General features: G+C 51.9%; 24 protein-coding genes. 18 read left to right on the plus strand and 6 right to left on the minus strand.

Features of this window, described 5'->3' with window-relative positions; genetic code table 11:
- Window positions 1-211 precede the first annotated feature (211 nt).
- Window positions 212-595 (plus strand): autonomous glycyl radical cofactor GrcA, encoded by a 384-nt coding sequence (gene grcA / locus LCS67_RS05855; protein ID WP_000627811.1) that lies wholly within the window; start codon window positions 212-214, stop codon window positions 593-595.
- Between the two features lie 61 nt (window positions 596-656).
- On the opposite strand, the gene eamB is transcribed toward grcA, so the two are convergent.
- A complete protein-coding gene (eamB, locus tag LCS67_RS05860) occupies window positions 657-1,244 on the minus strand; it encodes a cysteine/O-acetylserine transporter (RefSeq protein WP_000188416.1) in 588 nt (195 codons plus the stop codon).
- Window positions 1,245-1,346: 102 nt separating this feature from the next.
- On the opposite strand from eamB, the gene LCS67_RS05865 reads away from it, so the two are divergent.
- The gene (locus LCS67_RS05865) at window positions 1,347-2,246 is read left to right on the plus strand and encodes a LysR family transcriptional regulator (RefSeq protein WP_000365861.1); all 900 of its coding nucleotides are present in this window, start codon (window positions 1,347-1,349) and stop codon (window positions 2,244-2,246) included.
- Between the two features lie 17 nt (window positions 2,247-2,263).
- Here LCS67_RS05865 and srmB read toward each other — a convergent pair whose 3' ends face one another.
- Entirely contained in the window at window positions 2,264-3,598 is a 1,335-nt protein-coding gene (srmB, locus tag LCS67_RS05870; protein ID WP_000219174.1) for an ATP-dependent RNA helicase SrmB, read from the minus strand.
- A gap of 129 nt (window positions 3,599-3,727) precedes the next feature.
- On the opposite strand from srmB, the gene trmN reads away from it, so the two are divergent.
- The gene (trmN, locus tag LCS67_RS05875; protein ID WP_000083343.1) at window positions 3,728-4,465 is read left to right on the plus strand and encodes a tRNA(1)(Val) (adenine(37)-N(6))-methyltransferase TrmN; all 738 of its coding nucleotides are present in this window, start codon (window positions 3,728-3,730) and stop codon (window positions 4,463-4,465) included.
- Here the strand turns inward: trmN and nadB are convergent.
- Window positions 4,450-6,072, minus strand: coding sequence for an L-aspartate oxidase (nadB, locus tag LCS67_RS05880; RefSeq protein WP_024148538.1), 1,623 nt, complete (start codon window positions 6,070-6,072; stop codon window positions 4,450-4,452). The genes trmN and nadB overlap by 16 nt on opposite strands.
- A 263-nt stretch (window positions 6,073-6,335) precedes the next feature.
- Between nadB and rseD the strand changes: the two genes are divergently transcribed.
- The 12 genes from rseD to acpS all read left to right on the plus strand — a co-directional run bounded on the left by rseD (window position 6,336) and on the right by acpS (window position 15,947).
- A complete protein-coding gene (gene rseD / locus LCS67_RS05885; protein WP_014344135.1) occupies window positions 6,336-6,500 on the plus strand; it encodes a rpoE leader peptide RseD in 165 nt (54 codons plus the stop codon).
- Window positions 6,497-7,072, plus strand: a complete 576-nt coding sequence (gene rpoE, locus LCS67_RS05890; protein ID WP_000003307.1) for an RNA polymerase sigma factor RpoE — start codon at window positions 6,497-6,499, stop codon at window positions 7,070-7,072. The genes rseD and rpoE overlap by 4 nt, the downstream gene beginning before the upstream one ends.
- 31 nt (window positions 7,073-7,103) lie before the next feature.
- Complete coding sequence (gene rseA / locus LCS67_RS05895) at window positions 7,104-7,754, plus strand: anti-sigma-E factor RseA (RefSeq protein ID WP_001168374.1); 651 nt, start codon at window positions 7,104-7,106, stop codon at window positions 7,752-7,754.
- Window positions 7,754-8,710, plus strand: a complete 957-nt coding sequence (gene rseB / locus LCS67_RS05900; protein WP_000812019.1) for a sigma-E factor regulatory protein RseB — start codon at window positions 7,754-7,756, stop codon at window positions 8,708-8,710. The genes rseA and rseB overlap by 1 nt, the downstream gene beginning before the upstream one ends.
- Window positions 8,707-9,186 carry a SoxR-reducing system protein RseC gene (rseC, locus tag LCS67_RS05905; RefSeq protein ID WP_000589089.1) on the plus strand — a complete coding sequence of 160 codons (480 nt, stop codon included), beginning with the start codon at window positions 8,707-8,709 and terminating at the stop codon, window positions 9,184-9,186. The genes rseB and rseC overlap by 4 nt, the downstream gene beginning before the upstream one ends.
- A 251-nt stretch (window positions 9,187-9,437) precedes the next feature.
- Complete coding sequence (gene lepA, locus LCS67_RS05910) at window positions 9,438-11,237, plus strand: translation elongation factor 4 (protein ID WP_000790154.1); 1,800 nt, start codon at window positions 9,438-9,440, stop codon at window positions 11,235-11,237.
- 16 nt (window positions 11,238-11,253) lie between these two features.
- The gene (lepB, locus tag LCS67_RS05915) at window positions 11,254-12,228 is read left to right on the plus strand and encodes a signal peptidase I (RefSeq protein ID WP_000002559.1); all 975 of its coding nucleotides are present in this window, start codon (window positions 11,254-11,256) and stop codon (window positions 12,226-12,228) included.
- Window positions 12,229-12,501: 273 nt separating this feature from the next.
- On the plus strand, window positions 12,502-13,182 hold the full coding sequence (gene rnc, locus LCS67_RS05920; RefSeq protein WP_001068341.1) for a ribonuclease III: 681 nt from the start codon (window positions 12,502-12,504) through the stop codon (window positions 13,180-13,182).
- The gene (era, locus tag LCS67_RS05925) at window positions 13,179-14,084 is read left to right on the plus strand and encodes a GTPase Era (RefSeq protein WP_000102230.1); all 906 of its coding nucleotides are present in this window, start codon (window positions 13,179-13,181) and stop codon (window positions 14,082-14,084) included. The genes rnc and era overlap by 4 nt, the downstream gene beginning before the upstream one ends.
- Before the next feature lie 11 nt (window positions 14,085-14,095).
- Window positions 14,096-14,824, plus strand: coding sequence for a DNA repair protein RecO (gene recO, locus LCS67_RS05930; RefSeq protein ID WP_000399380.1), 729 nt, complete (start codon window positions 14,096-14,098; stop codon window positions 14,822-14,824).
- A gap of 11 nt (window positions 14,825-14,835) precedes the next feature.
- A complete protein-coding gene (pdxJ, locus tag LCS67_RS05935) occupies window positions 14,836-15,567 on the plus strand; it encodes a pyridoxine 5'-phosphate synthase (RefSeq protein ID WP_000818972.1) in 732 nt (243 codons plus the stop codon).
- Window positions 15,567-15,947, plus strand: coding sequence for a holo-ACP synthase (gene acpS / locus LCS67_RS05940; protein ID WP_000986043.1), 381 nt, complete (start codon window positions 15,567-15,569; stop codon window positions 15,945-15,947). The genes pdxJ and acpS overlap by 1 nt, the downstream gene beginning before the upstream one ends.
- A 111-nt stretch (window positions 15,948-16,058) precedes the next feature.
- On the opposite strand, the gene LCS67_RS05945 is transcribed toward acpS, so the two are convergent.
- The gene (locus LCS67_RS05945) at window positions 16,059-16,319 is read right to left on the minus strand and encodes a YfhL family 4Fe-4S dicluster ferredoxin (protein ID WP_001196290.1); all 261 of its coding nucleotides are present in this window, start codon (window positions 16,317-16,319) and stop codon (window positions 16,059-16,061) included.
- Between the two features lie 37 nt (window positions 16,320-16,356).
- A complete protein-coding gene (locus tag LCS67_RS05950; protein WP_001022476.1) occupies window positions 16,357-17,283 on the minus strand; it encodes a LysR family transcriptional regulator in 927 nt (308 codons plus the stop codon).
- Window positions 17,284-17,398: 115 nt separating this feature from the next.
- On the opposite strand from LCS67_RS05950, the gene LCS67_RS05955 reads away from it, so the two are divergent.
- Both LCS67_RS05955 and LCS67_RS05960 read left to right on the plus strand, forming a co-directional pair.
- A complete protein-coding gene (locus LCS67_RS05955; protein ID WP_001276363.1) occupies window positions 17,399-18,595 on the plus strand; it encodes an OFA family MFS transporter in 1,197 nt (398 codons plus the stop codon).
- Between the two features lie 21 nt (window positions 18,596-18,616).
- A complete protein-coding gene (locus LCS67_RS05960; protein ID WP_000684034.1) occupies window positions 18,617-19,534 on the plus strand; it encodes an oxidoreductase in 918 nt (305 codons plus the stop codon).
- 38 nt (window positions 19,535-19,572) lie between these two features.
- On the opposite strand, the gene LCS67_RS05965 is transcribed toward LCS67_RS05960, so the two are convergent.
- Window positions 19,573-20,421 (minus strand): MurR/RpiR family transcriptional regulator, encoded by an 849-nt coding sequence (locus LCS67_RS05965; protein ID WP_000995703.1) that lies wholly within the window; start codon window positions 20,419-20,421, stop codon window positions 19,573-19,575.
- 115 nt (window positions 20,422-20,536) lie between these two features.
- Here LCS67_RS05965 and murQ point away from each other — a divergent pair, with 115 nt between their 5' ends.
- A complete protein-coding gene (gene murQ, locus LCS67_RS05970; protein WP_001048531.1) occupies window positions 20,537-21,430 on the plus strand; it encodes an N-acetylmuramic acid 6-phosphate etherase in 894 nt (297 codons plus the stop codon).
- Window positions 21,431-21,432 lie beyond the last annotated feature (2 nt).

Consider the following 21,432-nt stretch of genomic DNA (forward strand, 5'->3'; position numbering starts at 1 on the left):
TATGTAAAAAGTTTATAGGTCTGAATGGTGTAAGTTGATGTAAAACAATAAATTCCCTTCATTACCCTTTTTATGGTGTGGTTTTTATTGATTTAAATCAAAGAATGAAGGGTGATCGAAGGGTATATATACACTCAAGCAACAATGGTTTTACCAATTGGCCGGGATTAGGCCGACCGAAATCAAATAATTTTGCCTGGGGAGGCATCACATGATTACAGGTATCCAGATTACTAAAGCCGCTAACGACGACCTGCTGAATTCCTTCTGGCTGCTGGACAGCGAAAAAGGCGAAGCGCGCTGCATCGTTGCAAAATCCGGCTTTGCTGAAGATGAAGTTGTGGCTGTCAGCAAACTGGGCGAGATTGAATACCGTGAAATTCCGATGGAAGTTAAACCGGAAGTACGCGTTGAAGGCGGTCAGCATCTGAACGTTAACGTTCTGCGTCGTGAAACTCTGGAAGACGCGGTTAAGCATCCGGAAAAATACCCGCAGCTGACTATTCGTGTTTCTGGTTATGCGGTGCGTTTTAACTCCCTGACGCCGGAACAGCAGCGCGACGTTATCGCTCGTACCTTTACCGAAAGCCTGTAAGGCTTATCCGGTAATAACAAGCGGAAGAGGCCGGGCCTTTTCCGCTTTTGTTTTATTTGTGTCAGTAAAAAATCCGCACCGCGCAGTACACCAGCAGTAACGCCAGAATGATATTTAACTGGCGACCATAATGGCGAAACGCCCGCTGAAACAGATATCCCGCCAGCGCCCAACACACATTACCGAACGTGCCGATCAATGCCAGCAATATACTGACGCCGATGACCCAATTCAGCGCCTGCGTTTGCGGTAAAACAAATGTAGACAGAGCGGTAATGCCGTACAGAATAATTTTGACGTTCACAAACTGCAGGCCAAAGCTTACCCAAAAGCCAACCGGTTTTGGTCTGACATTCTCATCCGCCGCTGGACTGGTGGCAATTTTCCACGCCAGCCACAGGATATACGCAGCCCCCACCCAACTGAGTAAATGAATGATTGCCGGATCGATAACCGCAAGGGAAAACGCGATCCCAGCGCACAGCAGCATGACGACCAAAAATCCCAGACTCATACCTGCCAGTACACGAATACTCTGCCGAAAACCATGTGCAGTTGCTGCGCTAAGCGCGAGAATATTGTTAGGGCCGGGGGTAAGGGCGGTGATTAATGTATAAGTCCAGAAAGCGCTTAAAAGCATCGGTGTCACTTGTCATCTCCTCTGTTTTAGCAGACAGTACCCGATATGAAATATTTAAAAAAATGAATGTTTTTTAATTCTGAATTCGAGATTTTCGATAGGTTGGTGGTTATGGATCTGCGTCGGTTTATTACGCTGAAAACGGTAGTGGAAGAGGGCTCGTTTCTGCGGGCTTCGCAAAAGCTGTGCTGTACTCAGTCGACGGTAACTTTTCATATTCAACAGCTTGAACGTGAGTTTTCCCTGCAACTGTTCGAGAAAATAGGGCGCCGAATGTGCCTGACCAATGAGGGGAAAAAGCTGATGCCGCATATCCATGAACTGACGCGTGTGATGGAGTCGATTCGTGAAGCCGCAAGACAGGATGCGGAACCCGGCGGAGAGCTGCGCGTGGCGACAGGTGAAACCTTACTGGCGTACAAAATGCCGCAGGTTTTACAACGATTTAAGCTGCGAGCGCCGAATGTCAGATTGTCGCTACAGTCGCTGAATTGCTATGTAATACGTGATGCGTTGCTGAATGACGAGGTCGATCTGGGCGTTTTTTATCGCGTAGGTAATGATGATGCGCTCACGATGCAGCAACTGGGGGAGCAGTCGCTGGCGCTGGTGGCCTCTCCACTGCTACAGGATGCTGATTTTACGCAGCCAGATCAGCATATTCCCTGTAGCTTCATCATCAATGAACCGCAATGTGTCTTCCGCCAGCTGTTTGAAAGTACGCTACGGCAGAGGCGGATTACGCTGGAAAACACCATTGAACTGTGGAGTATTGAAAGCATTAAACAGTGTGTGGCTGCTAACCTGGGCATCAGCTTTTTACCACGTTTTACCGTTGAACGAGAACTTAGTACCGGTCAGTTGAAAGAGCTGCCGTTTGGCGCGCCGTCGCTATCGATCATGGCGCTGTGCGCCCATCATGCCGGGAAAGCGGTCAGCCCGGCAATGCAGATATTTATGCAGTGTATGGAGGCGTGTTTTACCGTGGAAGATAAAAAAATGCCGGGTTAACGAACCCGGCATTATCATCACTCTTCGCTGGATTGCTCCTGCATCTTCGTACCGCTTGGCTTGCGGCGCTTACCGATATTTTTTGTATCGCGGTGACGTTTCTTCACGCGCGGCTTCTCTTTTTCTTTCTCTTTTTTCTTCTCGGCGCGTTTCGCCAGCACTTTTTTCGACGGTTTGCCGGTCAGCTTTTCGCTGGGCGCACGCGTGGTCGGGCGAAGCTCATCAATGACGCGCGCTTTTAGCGGCTCTTCGATGTAGCGACCGATTTTCAGCAGCAACAGATGGTCGTGGGCTTCTACCAGCGAGATTGCAGTGCCTTTGCGGCCAGCACGGCCTGTACGACCAATGCGATGCAGATAGGTATCGCCACTGCGCGGCATGTCGAAGTTAATGACGTGGCTGACGTCAGGAATATCAATCCCGCGTGCCGCGACGTCGGTCGCGACCAGCACGTTAACGCGACCGTCGGTGAGACGCTTAATACCTTCGTTACGTTTGATCTGCGCCATCTCGCCTTCAAGATAGCAATTGTTGATCCCTGCCAGACGCAGCGTTTCAGCCAGTTCATGGACGCGTTCACGTTTACGTACAAACACGATAGAACGGGTTGCATCGTCTTGTTTTAGCAGGTGCTTCAACAGCGCAACTTTATGTTCGAAATTGTCGGCACGGTAGTACCACTGGTGAATTTTCTTACGCTCGCGGGTTGACGGATTGGCGGAAACCTCAACTGGGTCTTCCAGCAGGCGCTCAGCAAAATCTTTAATCGCATCGCCTTCCAGCGTGGCGGAGAACAGCATCGTCTGTTTACGCCAGCGGGTCTCACCAGCGATATGTTCAATGTCCTGAGCGAAGCCCATGTCGAGCATCCGGTCAGCTTCGTCAAGAATCAGTGTTTCAACCGCCCGGCAGTCAAAGTTCTCTTCTTTTATATATTGCAGCAGACGGCCCGTCGTGGCGACCACGATATCCTGGTTTTCGCTAAACACTTCAGCATGGTTCATATAGGCCACGCCGCCGGTAATCGTGGCGATATCCAGATGAGTATGCTTAGCCAGTTCACGAGCGTGATCGGCAACCTGCATTGCCAGTTCGCGGGTTGGCGTCAGGATCAGAATGCGCGGCGGCCCCGATTTTTTACGCGGAAAGTCGAGCAGGTGCTGCAACGCCGGCAGCAGATATGCCGCCGTTTTACCGGTGCCTGTCGGCGCAGAACCGAGTACATCACGGCCATCGAGCGCAGGCGGAATGGCGGCAGCCTGAATGGCGGTCGGGCGAGTGAAACCTTTATCCTGGAGGGCATCCAGCAGGCTTTCGTCGAGTTCAAGTTCGGAAAAAGTCGTTACAGTCATGTTCTACCTCTGTGTGGGGCGCTGATTATAGACGTTACGGCCACAATCTTCATCTGTTTGTATGGATATCCCTTCTCAGGTATTGTTTTCACCCGGCGCTGTCGCCGTTTTTTGCAAGGTTGTTTTTACATGTCTCAGTCTGGCTCCGTTCTTCGTCGTAACGGATTTACGTTTAAACAGTTTTTTGTCGCACACGATCGGTGTGCGATGAAAGTGGGAACTGACGGTATTTTACTTGGGGCGTGGGCGCCGGTCGCGGATGTAAAGCGAATTCTGGATATCGGTACTGGAAGCGGTCTGCTGGCGTTAATGTTGGCGCAGCGGACGGATGACAATGTGCCTATTGACGCCGTGGAACTGGATGCCGGGGCTGCCATGCAAGCGCAGGAAAACGTTGCTCACTCTCCCTGGCCGCATCGAATAACGGTGCATACTGACGATATTCAGCGTTGGGCGCCTCGCCAGACGGTACGCTTTGATCTTATTATCAGCAACCCGCCTTATTACGAACCCGGTGTGGAATGCGCCACGCCGCAGCGGGAGCAGGCGCGTTACACCGCTACGCTGGATCACCAGACGTTATTGGCTATTGCGGCGGATTGTATTACCGAAGATGGCTTTTTTTGCGTAGTCTTGCCGGAACAAATAGGTAACGCTTTTACGCAGCAAGCGCTCAACATGGGATGGCATTTGCGATTACGTACTGACGTTGCGGAAAACGAAGCGCGCTTGCCGCACCGGGTTTTGCTCGCATTCTCCCCGCAAGCCGGGGAGTGCTTTAGCGACAGATTAGTAATTCGCGGGTCAGACCAGCATTATTCTGAAAGTTATACGGCGCTGACCCAGGCATTTTATCTGTTTATGTGAGGCGTTAACGGCGAAAGGATCGATGGGCCTGATTCAGCCAGTGGTTGCGGATAATCCAGCGTAAAGTGCAGCCCCCGGCTCTCTTTACGCATCATCGCGCAACGCACAATCAGTTCGGCCACTTGCACCAGATTGCGCAGCTCCAGTAAATTATTCGAGACGCGAAAGTTGGCGTAATACTCGTCAATCTCTTGTTGCAACATAGTAATACGCCGTAGGGCGCGCTCCAGCCGTTTCGTCGTGCGCACAATGCCCACATAGTCCCACATCAGCAGGCGCAGTTCATGCCAGTTATGCTGAATCACCACCCGCTCATCGGCGTTCTCCACGCGACTTTCATCCCAGGCGGGAAGGGCGTCAACGCTGTGGACAGAAGGCATTCGCCTGTCGATATCCATTGCTGCGGACCAGCCGTACACTAAGCATTCCAGCAACGAGTTGGACGCCATACGGTTAGCGCCGTGCAGGCCGGTGTAACTGACTTCGCCAATGGCATATAAGCCGTCTACATCGGTACGACCATAATCATCGACGACCACGCCGCCGCAGGTATAGTGTGCGGCAGGAACAACGGGAATCGGTTCTTTGGTTAAATCCATACCCAAATCGAGCAGTTTCGCATAGATCATCGGGAAGTGCTGGCGGACAAAATCGTCAGGCTTGTGGCTGATATCAAGAAACATACAGTCTGCGCCGAGTCGTTTCATCTCATGGTCAATAGCGCGGGCGACAATATCGCGCGGCGCCAGTTCCCCGCGTTCGTCAACGTCCGGCATAAACCGTGAACCGTCCGGACGTTTAAGGTATGCGCCTTCGCCGCGCAGCGCTTCGGTAAGGAGAAAATTACGCGCCTGCGGGTGATAAAGGGCGGTGGGATGAAACTGGTTAAATTCCAGATTAGCGACCCGACAGCCTGCGCGCCAGGCCATCGCGATACCGTCGCCGGAGGAAATATCCGGGTTAGTGGTGTATTGATAAACCTTTGAGGCGCCGCCGGTCGCCAGCACCACCGACTTCGCATGACAGGTTTCAACCCACTCTTTATTGCGATTCCAGATCCAGGCGCCGACGACCCGGCGAGGCCCTGGCAGACCCATTTTATCGGAGATAATTAAATCAACGGCGTTGCTGCGTTCCAGCACCTGAATATTAGGATGATTTTGCGCCCGACTGACCAACGTGGTTTCGACTTCCTTTCCGGTAGCGTCAGCGGCATGAAGGATACGGCGATGGCTATGGCCGCCTTCACGCGTGAGATGATAGCTCTCCTTGCCGTTTGGCTGGACATGCGTATCAAACAGCACGCCCTGATCGATAAGCCACTGCACGCAGGTACGAGCGTTGCTGGCGACAAACTCCACCGCGTGGCGATCGCAAATTCCGGCGCCGGCAATCAGCGTATCTTCGACATGCGACGCAATACTGTCGGTTTCATCAAACACGGCGGCAATACCGCCCTGCGCATAAAACGTGGAGCCCTCGCTCACCGGCCCTTTACTCAGGACGATAACCTTATGTTTTTCAGCCAGACGCAGCGCCAGCGAGAGTCCGGCCGCGCCGCTGCCGATAATTAACACATCACAGGACAGTTCAGGAGTTGTCATCATGGTTTTTGTTTAATTTACTAAACACGGTTGCGGCAGATTAGCACTATATGGCGCTAAAAAGCACGTGATGATTTCGCTGGTGTTGTGCTTATTAAACATAAAATAAAAATACGGCGAGAGATAAACGGCAAAAAATATTTTATAGGGCAGGGTGTTAGCGTCGGATTTTGTAGTGAAATAAAGATGCTGTTAGGTTACTCTGCAAACGACGAAATGGGCATTTCTGTACAGATAGTGCGTTGTTCAGCATCTGTAGACTTATAATGGAAGATAAGACCTGTCTACAACATGACAAACAAAAACAAATGCGTAACGGAACTTTACGAAACATAGACACTCTAACCTGTTGCTTGCTCATAGTGCGGCTTATGGAGTGGCGTTTCGAAAGCGCGTGGAAATTTGGTTTGGGGAGACATTACCTCGGATGAGCGAGCAGTTAACGGACCAGGTCCTGGTTGAACGGGTCCAGAAGGGAGATCAGAAAGCCTTTAACTTACTGGTAGTGCGCTACCAGCATAAAGTGGCGAGTCTGGTTTCCCGCTATGTGCCATCGGGCGACGTTCCCGATGTTGTACAGGAATCATTTATTAAGGCCTATCGCGCGCTGGATTCTTTCCGGGGGGATAGCGCTTTTTATACCTGGTTGTATCGCATTGCGGTCAATACCGCGAAGAACTACCTGGTTGCGCAGGGGCGTCGTCCGCCTTCCAGTGATGTAGACGCGATTGAAGCAGAAAACTTTGAAAGCGGCGGCGCGCTGAAAGAAATTTCGAACCCTGAGAACTTAATGTTGTCAGAAGAACTGAGACAGATAGTTTTCCGAACTATTGAGTCCCTCCCGGAAGATTTACGTATGGCAATCACCTTACGGGAGCTGGATGGCCTGAGCTATGAAGAGATAGCGGCTATCATGGATTGTCCGGTGGGAACGGTGCGTTCACGTATCTTCCGGGCGCGGGAAGCTATTGATAATAAAGTTCAACCGCTTATCAGGCGTTGACGATAGCGGGATACTGGAAAAGGTATTAGGCATGCAGAAAGAAAAACTTTCCGCTTTGATGGATGGCGAAACGTTGGATAGTGAGCTGCTCAAAGCGCTTACGCACGACCCGGAAATGCAGAAAACCTGGGAGAGTTATCACCTGATCCGCGATTCAATGCGGGGGGATACGCCTGACGTTCTCCATTTCGATATATCCGCTCGCGTGATGGCCGCTATTGAAAACGAGCCAGTACGTCAGGTGTCGCCATTAATCCCTGAGGCCCAACCCGCTCCGCAGCAATGGCAGAAAATGCCGTTCTGGAAAAAAGTGCGTCCGTGGGCGGCGCAGCTTACCCAAATGGGCGTGGCGGCGTGCGTTTCACTTGCAGTTATCGTCGGTGTCCAGCACTATAATGGGCAATCTGAAACATCCCAACAACCTGAAACGCCGGTTTTCAATACCCTGCCTATGATGGGGAAAGCCAGCCCGGTAAGTCTGGGAGTGCCTTCTGAAGCAGCGCCTGTCGGCAGTCAGCAACAGCAGGTACAGGAGCAGCGTCGTCGCATTAATGCCATGTTGCAGGACTATGAACTGCAGCGCCGACTGCACTCCGAACAGCTTCAGTTTGAGCAGGCGCAAACCCAGCAAGCCGCGGTACAGGTGCCAGGAATCCAAACTTTAGGAACGCAATCGCAGTAATGAAGCAACTTTGGTTTGCCATGTCCCTTGTGGCGGCTAGCCTGTTCTTCTCAGCAAACGCCTCGGCCGACCCTGCGTCCGGGGCGTTATTGCAGCAGATGAACATCGCCAGTCAGTCACTGAATTACGAGCTGTCATTCGTCAGCATCACGAAACAAGGCGTTGAATCTCTGCGTTATCGACACGCACGCCTGGATAGTCGCCCGCTTGCGCAATTGCTACAGTTGGACGGTCCCCGCCGGGAGGTCGTACAGCGTGGTAATGAAATCAGTTATTTTGAACCGGGCCTTGAGCCGTTCACCCTGAACGGTGATTATATTGTCGATTCTCTGCCTTCCCTGATTTACACCGACTTCAAGCGCCTGGCGCCTTACTACGACTTTATTTCTGTCGGACGCACCCGTATCGCAGACAGATTGTGCGAAGTTATCCGCGTTGTGGCGCGCGATGGTACGCGTTACAGCTATATCGTCTGGATGGACATGGACACCAAACTACCGATGCGCGTTGATCTGCTGGATCGCGATGGCGAGACGCTGGAGCAGTTCCGCGTTATTGCGTTCACGGTGAGTCAGGATATCGGCAGCAACATGCAGGCGCTGGCGAAGGCGAATCTGCCGCCGCTGCTTTCTGTTCCCGGTGGCGAAAAAACGAAATTTAACTGGAGTCCATCCTGGGTGCCGCAAGGCTTTAGCGAAGTTTCCAGCAGCCGTCGTCCGTTGCCGACGATGGATAACCTGCCTATCGAATCGCGGCTTTATTCTGACGGTCTGTTTAGCTTTTCCGTCAATGTGAACCGGGCGACGCAAAACAGCAGCGATCAGATGCTGCGCACCGGGCGCCGAACGGTTTATAGCAGCGTTCGCGACAACGCGGAAATCACCATTGTCGGCGAGCTTCCGCCGCAAACGGCGAAGCGCATTGCCGACAGTATCAAATTCAGGGCAGTACAATGATTAAAGAGTGGGCAACCGTTGTCTCCTGGCAGAATGGTCAGGCGGTGGTGAGCTGCGACGTTAAAGCGTCATGCAGCAGCTGCGCCTCCCGTGCGGGATGCGGCAGTCGCGTGCTGAATAAATTAGGGCCGCAAACCACGCATACCATTGTTGTGCCAAGCGCGGAGCCGCTGGCGCCGGGGCAGAAAGTCGAGTTGGGCATCGCCGAAAAAAGCCTTTTAGGTTCGGCGATGCTGGTCTATATGTCGCCTTTAGCGGGGCTATTTCTTTGTGCGGCGCTTTTTCAGATGCTGTTTGGATCTGACCTTGCCGCATTAAGCGGGGCCGTGTTGGGCGGCGTGGGCGGTTTTCTGGTTGCCCGCGGCTATTCCCGAAAACTGGCGGAGCGCGACGCCTGGCAGCCGGTGATTTTAAACGTTGCCCTCCCGCCGGACCTTGTTCGCGTCGAAACTACCTCAATCGAAACGCGCCAGTAAACGTTTTGCCCAACGGTACACCTGCCGCGTTGGGTTGTTGTCCCGATAAGCATGCGCTTTTCCTGCGTTGCGGTGTTTTACAGGAAAAAAGCGAGGCGTTTTCCAGTTCCCGTTCTCCTTACACTATGAACATTTCCTCGCCTTAGCGTTGTAGTGTAGAATGCGGCGTTTCAGTTAAAACAGACGTTAAGCTCAGAACAGCGACCTCTAAAGTCTGGTCAACCAGGCGTAAGGCATAATAATTTATCTCTATGAAGAACATACGTAACTTTTCGATCATTGCTCACATTGACCACGGTAAATCGACGCTGTCTGACCGTATTATCCAAATCTGCGGTGGCCTGTCTGACCGTGAAATGGAAGCTCAGGTACTTGATTCGATGGATCTTGAGCGTGAGCGCGGTATTACTATTAAAGCCCAGAGTGTGACGCTGGATTTTAAAGCGTCTGATGGTGAAACTTATCAACTGAACTTTATCGACACGCCGGGACACGTTGACTTTTCCTATGAAGTTTCCCGTTCGTTAGCCGCCTGCGAGGGCGCGCTGCTGGTGGTGGATGCCGGCCAGGGCGTAGAAGCGCAAACGTTGGCGAACTGCTACACCGCGATGGAAATGGATCTTGAAGTGGTGCCGGTGCTTAACAAGATTGACCTGCCGGCCGCCGATCCGGAGCGTGTGGCGGAAGAAATCGAAGACATTGTCGGTATCGATGCGACGGACGCGGTACGCTGCTCCGCCAAAACGGGTGTCGGCGTGACGGATGTTCTGGAACGCCTGGTGCGCGATATCCCGCCGCCGCAAGGCGATCCGGACGGCCCGCTGCAGGCGCTGATTATTGACTCCTGGTTCGATAACTACCTGGGCGTGGTATCGCTGGTGCGTATTAAAAACGGCACCATGCGTAAAGGCGACAAAATTAAAGTGATGAGTACCGGGCAGACCTACAACGCTGACCGCCTGGGGATCTTCACGCCGAAACAGGTTGATCGTACCGAGCTGAAGTGCGGCGAAGTAGGCTGGCTGGTCTGCGCCATTAAAGATATCCTCGGTGCGCCGGTTGGCGATACCTTAACCTCAGCGCGTAACCCAGCGGAAAAAGCGTTGCCGGGCTTTAAGAAGGTGAAACCGCAGGTCTATGCAGGTCTGTTCCCGGTCAGCTCCGACGATTATGAAAGTTTCCGCGACGCGCTCGGCAAGCTGAGCCTGAACGATGCCTCACTGTTTTATGAACCGGAAAGCTCCTCGGCGCTGGGTTTTGGTTTCCGCTGCGGCTTCCTCGGCCTGTTGCACATGGAGATCATTCAGGAGCGTCTGGAACGCGAATACGATCTGGATCTGATCACCACTGCGCCGACCGTGGTTTATGAAGTAGAAACAACGGCGAAAGAGACTATCTATGTTGATAGCCCCTCCAAGCTGCCGCCGTTGAATAACATTTATGAACTGCGCGAGCCTATCGCCGAATGTCATATGCTGTTACCACAAGCCTATTTAGGTAACGTTATTACGCTGTGTATTGAGAAACGCGGCGTACAAACTAACATGGTGTATCACGGTAACCAGGTCGCGTTGACCTATGAAATCCCGATGGCGGAAGTGGTGCTCGACTTCTTTGACCGTCTGAAATCGACGTCGCGCGGCTATGCGTCTCTGGATTATAACTTCAAGCGCTTCCAGGCTTCCGATATGGTGCGTGTTGATGTGTTAATCAACAACGAGCGTGTCGATGCGCTGGCGCTGATCACGCACCGCGATAACTCGCAAAGCCGTGGTCGCGAGCTGGTGGAGAAGATGAAAGATTTGATCCCACGCCAGCAGTTTGATATCGCGATTCAGGCGGCGATTGGTACGCATATTATTGCCCGTTCGACGGTAAAACAGTTACGTAAAAACGTGCTGGCGAAGTGCTACGGCGGTGATATCAGTCGTAAGAAAAAACTGCTGCAGAAACAGAAAGAAGGTAAGAAACGCATGAAGCAGATCGGTAACGTCGAGCTGCCTCAGGAGGCGTTCCTCGCCATTCTGCATGTCGGTAAAGACAATAAATAATCCCTAAGGAGTTGGCATGGCGAACATGTTTGCCCTGATTCTGGTGATAGCCACACTGGTGACGGGCATTTTATGGTGCGTTGATAAGTTTGTTTTCGCGCCAAAACGTCGGGCGCGCCAGGCTGCTGCGCAAACGGCGTCGGGAGATGCGCTGGATAACGCTACGCTCAATAAAGTGGCGCCTAAACCAGGCTGGCTGGAGACCGGGGCGTCGGTTTTCCCGGTTCTGGCGATCGTTCTGATCGTTCGTTCATTTCTTTATGAACCCTTTCAGATCCCGTCAGGCTCAATGATGCCGACACTGCTTATCGGCGATTTTATTCTGGTGGAAAAATTTGCCTACGGCATTAAAGATCCGATCTACCAGAAAACCCTGATTGAGACCGGTCATCCAAAGCGCGGGGATATTGTGGTATTTAAATATCCGGAAGATCCTAAGTTAGATTACATCAAACGCGCCGTCGGTTTGCCGGGCGATAAAATCACTTATGATCCGGTTGCGAAAGAGGTGACGATTCAGCCTGGCTGTAGCTCCGGTCAGGCGTGCGAAAATGCGCTGCCGGTTACCTACTCTAACGTTGAGCCGAGCGATTTTGTACAGACCTTTGCCCGCCGTAACGGCGGAGAAGCGACCAGCGGTTTCTTTGAGGTTCCGCTAAACGAGACAAAAGAAAACGGCATTCGCCTGACTGAACGTAAAGAGACGTTAGGCGATGTGACCCACCGCATCCTGATGGTGCCGATAGCTCAGGATCAGTTGGGCATGTATTACCAACAGCCAGGACAACCGCTGGCGACCTGGGTTGTACCACCGGGACAATATTTCATGATGGGCGACAACCGCGATAACAGTGCGGATAGCCGTTACTGGGGATTTGTTCCGGAAGCGAATCTGGTCGGTAAAGCGGTCGCTATCTGGATGAGCTTTGACAAGCAGGAAGGGGAGTGGCCGACAGGCGTACGCCTGAGTCGTATCGGCGGTATTCACTAACTGTGACGAAATGATCGTTCACGCTGCCGTCTTTTTAGCGGCAGCGTGAATTATTTCCTGGATAAATTCCCTCAGACTAACGACATCCCCTGTCGTTGTGTATAGAATATTCCCCCGAAGTTTTAGGTTGGCGCCGTTTGGTCGCCACGGCACACGAAACAGCGTTGGTTATAGACAACCTTCTTTCCGCTGCAGCGATGCGGCAGGACAGATGACGTGTATCAGGTCTGTTTCGTGTGCTGGATTGTTGACGCATTCATTTATTGGTATCGCATGAACCCCATCGTAATTAATCGGCTTCAACGGAAGCTGGGCTACACTTTTAATCATCAGGAGCTGTTGCAGCAGGCATTAACTCACCGCAGCGCCAGCAGTAAACATAACGAACGCCTGGAGTTTTTAGGCGATTCAATCCTGAGCTTCGTTATCGCTAACGCGCTTTATCACCGTTTTCCACGGGTGGATGAGGGAGATATGAGCCGTATGCGCGCCACGTTGGTACGTGGTAATACGCTGGCGGAATTAGCCCGTGAATTTGATTTAGGCGAGTGCCTGCGTTTAGGGCCGGGCGAATTAAAAAGCGGCGGATTCCGTCGAGAGTCCATTCTGGCGGACACCGTTGAAGCGTTAATCGGCGGAGTATTTCTCGATAGCAATATCCAGACCGTCGAGCAGTTAATCCTTAACTGGTATAAAACCCGTCTGGATGAGATAAGTCCGGGCGATAAACAAAAAGATCCTAAAACGCGCTTGCAGGAGTATTTGCAGGGTCGCCATCTGCCGCTGCCATCTTACCTGGTTGTGCAGGTACGCGGCGAGGCGCACGATCAGGAATTTACTATCCACTGCCAGGTCAGCGGCCTGAGCGAACCGGTGGTTGGCACGGGTTCCAGCCGTCGTAAGGCGGAGCAGGCTGCCGCCGAACAGGCGCTGAAAAAACTGGAGTTGGAATGAGCACCGACAAAACTTACTGCGGATTTATTGCCATCGTCGGACGTCCGAACGTTGGCAAATCCACCTTGCTGAACAAACTGCTCGGGCAGAAGATTTCGATCACTTCCCGTAAAGCGCAGACCACGCGCCACCGCATTGTCGGTATTCATACCGAAGGCCCGTATCAGGCAATCTATGTCGATACCCCGGGTCTGCATATGGAAGAAAAGCGCGCCATTAACCGTTTGATGAATAAGGCAGCGAGCAGTTCGATTGGCGACGTTGAGCTGGTGATTTTCGTTGTGGAGGGCACCCGTTGGACGCCGGACGACGAAATGGTCCTGAACAAACTGCGCGATGGCAAAGCGCCGGTTATTCTCGCCGTTAACAAGGTGGATAACGTGCAGGAAAAAGCCGATTTGCTGCCGCACCTCCAGTTCCTGGCAAGCCAGATGAACTTTCTTGATATCGTACCGATCTCTGCTGAAACGGGTATGAACGTCGATACCATTGCCGGTATCGTGCGTAAACATTTACCGGAAGCTATTCATCACTTCCCGGAAGATTACATCACCGATCGCTCTCAGCGCTTTATGGCGTCTGAAATCATCCGTGAAAAGCTGATGCGTTTTCTCGGCGCCGAGCTGCCGTATTCCGTTACCGTTGAGATTGAACGTTTTGTTACCAACGAACGCGGCGGCTATGATATCAACGGGCTGATCCTCGTCGAGCGCGAAGGGCAGAAGAAGATGGTGATTGGCAACAAAGGCGCCAAGATCAAAACCATTGGTATTGAAGCGCGTAAAGACATGCAGGAGATGTTCGAAGCGCCGGTACACCTGGAATTGTGGGTGAAAGTGAAATCCGGCTGGGCCGATGACGAACGCGCTCTGCGCAGTCTCGGTTACGTAGACGATCTGTGAGTTAACACAGCGTGGAAGGGTGGCAGCGCGCATTTGTCCTGCACAGTCGCCCCTGGAGCGAAACCAGCCTGATGCTGGACGTCTTCACGGAAGAATCGGGGCGCGTGCGCCTTGTCGCCAAAGGCGCGCGATCTAAACGTTCCAATCTGAAAGGCGCATTGCAGCCTTTTACGCCGTTATTGCTACGCTACAGCGGACGCGGCGAGGTGAAAACCCTGCGCAGCGCCGAGGCAGTTTCTCTGGCGCTGCCGTTAAGCGGTATTACGCTCTATAGCGGCCTGTATATCAACGAACTCCTCTCTCGCGTACTGGAATATGAAACGCGCTTCTCCGAACTCTTTTTTGATTATCTGAACTGTATTCAGGCGCTGGCGGGAACCACCGGCTCGCCTGAACCGGCGTTGCGACGTTTCGAACTGGCGTTGCTGGGACATCTGGGGTATGGCGTCAATTTCACCCACTGTGCAGGCAGCGGCGAACGGGTGGATGACACCATGACCTACCGTTACCGCGAAGAAAAAGGCTTTTTCGCCAGCGTCGTCATTGATAACAACACCTTTACCGGACGGCACCTGAAAGCGCTGGAGGCGCGGGAATTTCCGGATGTAGATACCCTGCGTGCCGCTAAACGCTTTACCCGTATGGCATTAAAGCCGTATCTTGGGGGAAAACCGTTAAAAAGCCGGGAGCTGTTCCGGCAATTTATGCCCAAACGCACAGTAAAAACGAAGAAAGATTAACGAGGATTGTCATGGCTGAATTACTGTTAGGCGTCAATATTGACCACATTGCCACGTTACGTAATGCGCGCGGCACCGACTATCCGGATCCGGTACAGGCGGCGTTTATTGCTGAACAGGCAGGCGCGGACGGCATTACCGTACACCTGCGCGAAGATCGTCGCCACATTACCGATCGCGATGTGCGCATTCTGCGTCAGACGCTGCATACGCGTATGAATCTGGAGATGGCGGTGACCGAAGAGATGCTGGCGATCGCCGTAGAAACCAGGCCGCATTTCTGTTGTCTGGTGCCGGAAAAACGCCAGGAAGTCACCACCGAAGGCGGCCTGGATGTGGCCGGACAGCGCGATAAAATGCGTGATGCCTGTGCGCGCCTGGCGGCGGCTGGCATCCAGGTTTCGCTCTTTATCGATGCCGATGAAACGCAAATCAACGCGGCGGCGGAAGTCGGCGCGCCGTTTATCGAAATCCATACCGGCTGCTACGCCAACGCAGAAACCGATGCGGAACAGGCAAAAGAGCTGGCGCGTATTGCCAGCGCCGCGACCCTGGCGGCTCGCCTGGGGCTAAAAGTAAATGCGGGTCATGGCCTGACCTACCATAACGTCAAAGCTATTGCCGCGCTGCCGGAAATGCACGAACTTAATATCGGTCATGCCATTATTGGTCGGGCGGTGATGACGGGCCTGAAAGAGGCGGTGGCTGAAATGAAACGTTTGATGCTGGAAGCGCGCGGCTAATGGCGATTCTCGGCCTGGGAACGGATATTGTAGAGATTGCCCGCATTGAGGCAGTGATCTCCCGTTCCGGCGAACGTCTGGCAAGGCGTGTGCTCAGTGACAACGAGTGGGCTATCTGGGAGACGCATCAGCAGCCGGTGCGTTTTCTCGCCAAGCGTTTTGCGGTCAAAGAGGCGGCAGCGAAAGCTTTTGGCACCGGCATCCGCAACGGTCTGGCGTTTAATCAGTTCGAAGTGTTTAACGATGAGCTGGGAAAACCACGTTTGCGGCTGTGGGGCGAGGCGTTAACGCTGGCGGAAAAACTCGGTGTGGCGCACATGCATGTCACGTTGGCCGATGAACGCCATTACGCCTGCGCTACGGTCATTCTGGAAAGTTAGATTTGCCGGATGGCGGCGTAAACACGTTATCTGACCTACAGGCCGATATATTGTCGGCCTGATAAGCATAGCGCCATCAGGCATTGTTGCGTTGGAAGTGCGTTAACCCGCTTACAGTTTATCTGCGTGATGCATCAGAACAAACTTATCCCACAACTGTTCTTCGCTTTCGACATGGGCGGGATCCTGCAAAATCGTATTGGGGATTGGGCAGACTTTCTGACAGGTCGGCGTTTCGTAATGGCCTACACACTCGGTGCATTTGTCGCTGTTAATCTCATAAATGCTGTCGCCCATTGAAATCGCCTCATTCGGGCACTCCGGCTCGCACATATCGCAATTGATACATTTTTTGGTGATTAACAGCGCCATCAGGAAATTCTCAGAAACAACACAAATCGGGCGGGCATTATACGCCTATTTTCTGCTCGGGCCAGCTCTTTTCTGGCGCTGATTTGTTATCTACAGTGTAAAAATTTTTGATCTGCTTGAGCAGGCAGATGGTTGCGTTATCCAGTGAAAGGTCATTACTGTGCACCAGCATGACAGGAATAAAGAATGCGGGGATGCCCAGTGAAACCAGGCGAACATTTTTGGGTGTCGATAAATGGGTTAGCGAGCGGGTAATAAATGCGATGCCAATCTGCGCTTCGGCATACTCAAGGCATGAGTAGTGGTTATCCAGTTCGCAGATGACGTTAGGAACGACTTTGCGGTTATTAAATTCAGTGGTGATGATCCCTCTTAATAGCAGAGAGTCATTAAGCACGATAATGGGCTGGTCGTTTAAATCTTTTAGCTGCAGACGTTCGCGTGTCGCCAGAGGATGAGAAAGTGGGATTGCAGCGATAATTTCATCTTCAAACAGCATGGTCGAGCTTAGCTGGGCAGGGAGCGCTGTTCGATAAACAATGCCAATATCAACGGCGCTATCCGTCAGCTTTTTAATGGTTTGCTCAGTTGAGAACTCTTTAACATTTAAAGATATTTCCGGATGGTGTGCCATAAAGTTGCGAAAAGCGGGCAGGACCAGGTAGCTGCCTGACACCCCGATTGAAATAGTATCGCGCTGTTGATCCTGGTAGGGAAGAAGTTCATTTTCGGCATTTTTTAAATCCAGCATTATTTTGTTAGCATGTCGTTGCAAAATAATGCCTGCTTTTGTTAATTTAATTCCTCTACCTTTTCGCTTAAATAATATTGTTTTAAGTGATGACTCAAGTTGTTTGATTTGCTGACTTAATGATGGCTGAGTGATAAACAGGCGACTGGCTGCCCGACTATAATGTAATTCATCACACAATATCAGGAAGGAATGTAGTTGTTTGATATTCATTAAAATTTAATGCCAATCGATTGGGTTTTGTTATAACGATTATAAAAAATACCAAATTGTTTGCCTATTTTGCTTTTTTTAAACTGTGATCAGTGCATTTTAAAAAGGGAAAATTATGTCGGCATCAATCAACCGCTGGGGAATGCTTGCCGCTCACGTGTGCATCAATTTTGTGCTCGGGGGCGTCTACGCATTTAGCTATTTCAAAACACCACTCATGGCGCAATATCACTGGGATCCGGCTACGCTGGCGTTAGCATTCTCTATCAATATGGGGATCATTCCTTTACCGATGATTTGGGGCGGGAGAATGATCGACAACGGTAAAGGAAAGCAGGCGATAGTTATCGGCGGTATCCTGTTTTCTTTAGGTTTTATCTTGTCCGGCTTTGTGGATAATTTGCCCATGCTATTTTTAACCTACGGTGTCATTGCCGGGTTGGGATCGGGCCTGGCTTTTACGGGTAATCTTAATAATATTCTGAAATTTTTCCCTGACCGTCGCGGTCTGGCTAGCGGTATCGTACTGGCGGGTGTTGGCGTCGGGACGCTACTTTGCACCCGCCTGGCCGAATATTTTATGGCGCAAACTCACGATGTTAGTCGGGCGTTGTTATATCTGGGCATTGTTTATCTGGTGGTTATTTTTATCGTCCAGTTCTTTATTCGTAGCGCGCCAGCAAAAGATAGTGGAGGAATTAAAGCGTCGCCACTGGATAAAGACTATCGGCACATGCTGAAAGATCTGCGCTTCTGGCTGCTGTTTATGATTCTGGCGCTGGGCGTGTTCTCTGGGATGGTAATTAGCTCAAGCTCTGCGCAAATTGGTATGACGCAGTACGGTTTACTGTCCGGTGCATTAGTCGTTAGCCTGGTATCGATATTTAACTCGATCGGTCGCCTGTTCTGGGGAGGGTTAACCGATAAATTAGGCGGCTATAATACGCTGGTTATTGTTTACCTCTTTACTTGCTTGTGTATGCTGCTGTTATTTTTCTTCAATGGCAATACTTCGGTATTCTATTTCAGCGCTCTGGGCGTGGGCTTTGCTTATGCCGGTATATTAGTTATCTTCCCTGGCTTGACCAGCCAGAATTTTGGTATGCGTAACCAGGGACTAAACTACGGCTTTATGTATTTTGGTTTTGCCGTCGGTGCGGTTATTGCTCCTTACGTCACGTCCGCTATTGCAAAATATACCGGAAGCTACGATACGGTATTTATTTTGACCACGGTGCTATTGCTTATTGGAGTCGTGTTGACCCTGATAACGAAAAAATATGTCGCAACGGTTTTAGCCAAAATTCATTAATCAGATAATAAGGAAATAAAAATGAAAATTGCAATCGCAGGTGCAGGCGCTATGGGATGTCGTTTTGGCTATATGCTGCTGGAGGCCGGGCACGACGTGACGCTTATCGATAGCTGGCAGGAGCATGTCGACGCTATTCGTAGCAAGGGGTTGTTTGTCGAAACGGAAACGACTCAGAAGTATTACCCCATCCCTGCTATGTTGGCTGATGAATCCCAGGGGGAGTTTGAGCTGGTTATTCTGTTTACCAAAGCAATGCAGCTGGATAGCATGTTACAGCGTATCAAGCCATTACTGCCAGCCGCGAAAGTAGTGATGATTTTATCTAACGGCCTGGGAAATATCGAAACGCTGGAGAAATATGTCGATCGGCAGAAAATCTATGCGGGTGTGACGTTATGGTCCAGCGAACTGGAGGGGGCTGGGCATATTATGGCCACCGGTACCGGAACGATTGAACTGCAGCCGATTGCCAGCCAGGATGCGGCTCAAGAGGCTAAGGTCATTGCCACCCTTAATAGCGCTGGATTGAATGCTGAAATAAGCCCTGACGTATTATTATCGATCTGGAAGAAAGCAGCCTTTAATAGCGTAATGAACACCTATTGTGCGCTACTGGATTGTAATGTCGGCGGATTTGGTCAGCGGCCTGGTGCTTTAGATTTAGCGCAAGCGGTAGTTGATGAGTTTGTGTTAGTTGCTGCCAGCCAGAATATTCCGTTGACTGAGCAAATGGTGATGAATACGGTGAAGAAAGTGTTCGATCCGCGTGAGAGCGGCCACCACTATCCTTCTATGCATCAGGATTTACATAAAGGCCGACTGACTGAAATCGACTATTTAAATGGTGCGATTGCGCGAATCGGCGCTCAGAACAATATTGCCGTACCGGTTAACACACTCCTGACGCAATTGATTCACGCTAAAGAAGCGCAATAAACTTGATAGCTCTTCTGCATGAGGCGGAAGAGCCATTTTCAAACCAGTTTTTTTACCAGCGCCTCGCTATGGCGAATACGCTCCGGCGCCCGCTCTAAATCCTGTTGTACCAGCGCCATAAACAGTAAGTCGGTCAACATCATTTGCGCATGTGTCGAGGAGATAGCGGCGCTACGCGTCGCTTGCTCTTCGGCAATCGTATACAGACAGCGGGTGGCGCGCTGCTGCAAGGCGTTGGGAGAAAAACCGGTAATGGCCAGGATTTTCGCGCCTGCGCGTAATGTTTCGTCCGCCGCCAGGTTCAGCTCGCGCCGCTCCCCGGAATAAGAGATCGCCAGCAGCAGATCCTCCGGCGCCAGCGCCTGCACCGTCGCCAGCAGGGCGTGCATATCGCGCTCAACCACCGCGTTAATGCCAATCTTCAGTAGCTTCCAGGCAAAATTTTGCGCCACCAGCCCAGAGGCGCCAATCCCGGTGATCACAATACGGCGGGCGTGGCGCAGCATCGTGACGCTTTCTAACAGCTTTTCTTCACTGTTAACGTCCAGCGTGGCGTGCATCGCCGCCACATTTTCTTTAATTAATTTTTCCCCGACCAGACGCATCGGATCGTCGCCGCGAATCTGGTTATGAACGGGAACGGAATGCGGATTAGGATTGCTGGCCAACGCTTCGCTGAGAGCCAGTTTCAACGCCGGAAACCCTTTAAACCCCAGTTTTTGCGCGAACTTGACTACGCTGGATTGGCTGACGCCCGCTTCAGCCGCCAGTTGCTGCGAGCTCAGATGCCGCGCCGTATCCGGTTGCGCGAGCAGATAATCCGCCAGTTTCCTGTCGCTTTGCGCGAGATCCGGATAACGCTGGCGAATACGAATCAAACAGTTCATGGGCAGCTCCTGCGAAACGTGATGGCGACGACAAAACGAAATTTCACTCGCCCGGGGGAATATTCTATTCCATCATGGACGCTTATTATGAATTAAAAATTCCAGAGGGACAAAAATGAATCTTGGTACCTTAGTGTCTGAAACCCGTAACCCGCAAACGATGGATCTGGATGCGTTGCCTACTCCTGAATTAGTTAAGCGTTTTAATGAACAGGATACGCTGGTAGCGGAAGCAGTAAAAGCCACTCTGCCTGACGTTGCGCGTGCGGTGGATGCCGCTGCGGCGGCGCTGAAGTCTGGCGGACGTATCATCTATATGGGCGCGGGCACCAGTGGTCGGCTTGGCGTACTGGATGCCTCAGAATGCCCCCCGACGTTTGGCGTTCCGCACGGTCTGGTCGTCGGACTGATTGCCGGCGGGCCGGGCGCGTTGTTGAAAGCGGTCGAAGGCGCGGAAGACAGCCAACAGGCAGGCGAAGACGATCTTGTCGCACTAAATCTGCAAGAACAGGATCTGGTCGTGGGGCTCGCGGCGTCGGGTCGTACACCCTATGTGATTGGCGGCCTGCGCTATGCGCGACAGTCCGGTTGTACCACTGTTGCCGTCTCCTGTAATCCAGATTCGCCTATTGCGCGGGAGGCTAATATCGCTATTTCGCCCGTTGTCGGGCCGGAAGCGCTTACCGGCTCCACGCGGCTGAAATCCGGCACCGCGCAGAAAATGGTGCTCAATATGATTTCTACCGGCGCGATGGTGAAGTTCGGCAAGGTCTATCAAAACCTGATGGTGGATATGAAAGCCACCAACGTCAAACTGGTCGATCGTGCGTGTCGGATGGTCGTTGAAGCGACCGGGATAGGTCGTGAAGAGGCGGAAACGTTGCTGAAACAGACCGATTTTGAGGTTAAGCCCGCCATTTTGATGGCGCTTACGGGGCTGGATGCTGCAGCCGCCAGGGAAAAACTCGCTGCTCATCAGGGCTTTTTAAGGGCGGCGTTAGAACACTAAAG

The sequence above is a fragment of the Salmonella sp. A7 genome, from assembly GCF_020181675.1.
GTDB classification, from domain to species: domain Bacteria; phylum Pseudomonadota; class Gammaproteobacteria; order Enterobacterales; family Enterobacteriaceae; genus Salmonella; species Salmonella enterica.